The following is a 1,778-nucleotide window of genomic DNA, read 5'->3' as shown; positions in this document are numbered from 1 at the left end:
ACTCCCTCTATAAATGTTGATGTATCAACAGTTTGAGCCGTTGTAAGGGTGTCGAAAATATTTTTTTGACACGCTGTTTACCAGTAATTAATTAATGTCCAAATCTTCTTTCAAACTCGGGTACGCTACGCGGTCATCGCAGGTAAATAATGGTTGCGATGATCGTTCCGTATACGATGCACTATGGATCTCCGCATAACTTATGATGACGTACCCTCCCATGTCTCTTGGCGTCAAGCACCTACATTCCTTCGTTCGGTCTAGTCATAAGGCGGAGGCTGGCGAAGCTCCCTTAGGGACTCTTTGGTCGAATGGTGTGGATAATGCCGGCTTCTCCGTGTCATCCAATTTTCTAGTCATTCACTCAGAATGTAATTGTCAGGCTGCTCTTTCGAGCTTGGGAACGTCCTTCATCATCTGTTCGGCATCAAATCCCATATGCTTCGTACACATTGCGTGCAGTACCTTCAGTAGTTTTCCACAAAGAACTACAATGGACTGTTTCTTGCGTAAAGGGTTCACCGTTCTTGTCGTATAATACTCGTGCAGTTGTCGAAATGCCTTGTTATGCCGAATCATCGGCACCATGACACGAAAGAGCAGTGCACGCAGCTGGCGTCTTCCCCTTTTTGAAATACGTTTCTGGCCTTTGTGCTGGCCGGAGGAATTCTCCCTAAGTGTTAATCCCGCGAGTTTCAGTAATTGGCGTGGATGATTATAGTGGGAGAAACTACCGATTTCAGACAGTAATTCAATAATCGTTGCGTTTCCGAGACCAGGAACCGTTTGAAGGTATTCGTAATCGACTGTCGTCTGAATAAGCCCTGTTAAATGTTCCTGAAGCGATTCAAGTTCCTTCTCAAGTTGGCGATAGCGTTGGACGAGTGTGGCGATTTCAATACGGGCCATCGTCTGTCCTTCTGTCACGCCGATTGAAATAAGTGCTACATCGATGAGTTTCTTGGCTTTCGGCATCTGAGGGGATTTCATCCCTTCGACACTTCGATAGATTTCAATCAGTTCAGCTGGCTCTTTGCCCACTATGTCGTTAGGAAAAGGTGTACATTCAAGCGCTGCGAGGGCCATCTTGCCGAACTTCGGGAATACCTGTTGAAATTCTGGAAAATAGCGATCGGTCCAGCGAATCATCTTGTTTTTGACAGCGTTCAATTCTTCAGTCAGATTGCCTTTGAGCGCCGCACCTACACGCAGTTCAGCCTCTGTTTCCCTCAATATCCGTGGATAACTGTATCGGCCGTCTTTCACTAAACGCGCAATGACTAGTGCATCCTTAGCGTCATTCTTCGTCTGAAGGTTATCATCAAGTTCCTTGGACCTCTTTACATGCAACGGGTTACACATGACAAGGGGGATGCCCCGATCGTCGAGAAAATAAGCTAGATTGAGCCAGTAGTGACCGGTTGGCTCAATGCCGATAATGACATCGGTTTTACCAAATTGTTTCTTTGCGTCAAGAATGCATTCATAGAAGTACTCGAACCCTTGTCTCGATTGATGTACAGGGAACGATTTCTTAAGGAGCAGGCCACGTTCATCGACCATGCAGGCGTAATGTGTACGCTTGGCGATGTCCATTCCGATTACCAGCGTTTTATCTGTAACTTGATTAATTTTAGCGTTTTGCGTAAAATTCATGATGAGTCCTCCTTGGTATTTAAATTAGGGGTCAATTCGTGCAGATTTGACACCCCGCATCATACCAAGAGGGCTCTTTGTGTTCAAGTCCCCGAAAAAGCTTCTAACAGGAATGCTCCCTT

Annotated in this window: 1 protein-coding gene; it reads right to left on the bottom strand. The window is 45.8% G+C overall.

Annotated features, from left to right (window positions below):
• Window positions 1–378: 378 nt before the first annotated feature.
• Window positions 379–1,656, bottom strand: coding sequence for an IS110 family RNA-guided transposase (locus tag SLU01_RS17810; protein ID WP_147060869.1), 1,278 nt, complete (start codon window positions 1,654–1,656; stop codon window positions 379–381).
• Between the last annotated feature and the right edge of the window lie 122 nt (window positions 1,657–1,778).

The sequence above is a fragment of the Sporosarcina luteola genome, from assembly GCF_007991495.1.
GTDB lineage: Bacteria > Bacillota > Bacilli > Bacillales_A > Planococcaceae > Sporosarcina > Sporosarcina luteola.
This window is presented reverse-complemented; position numbering and strand designations above follow the sequence as displayed.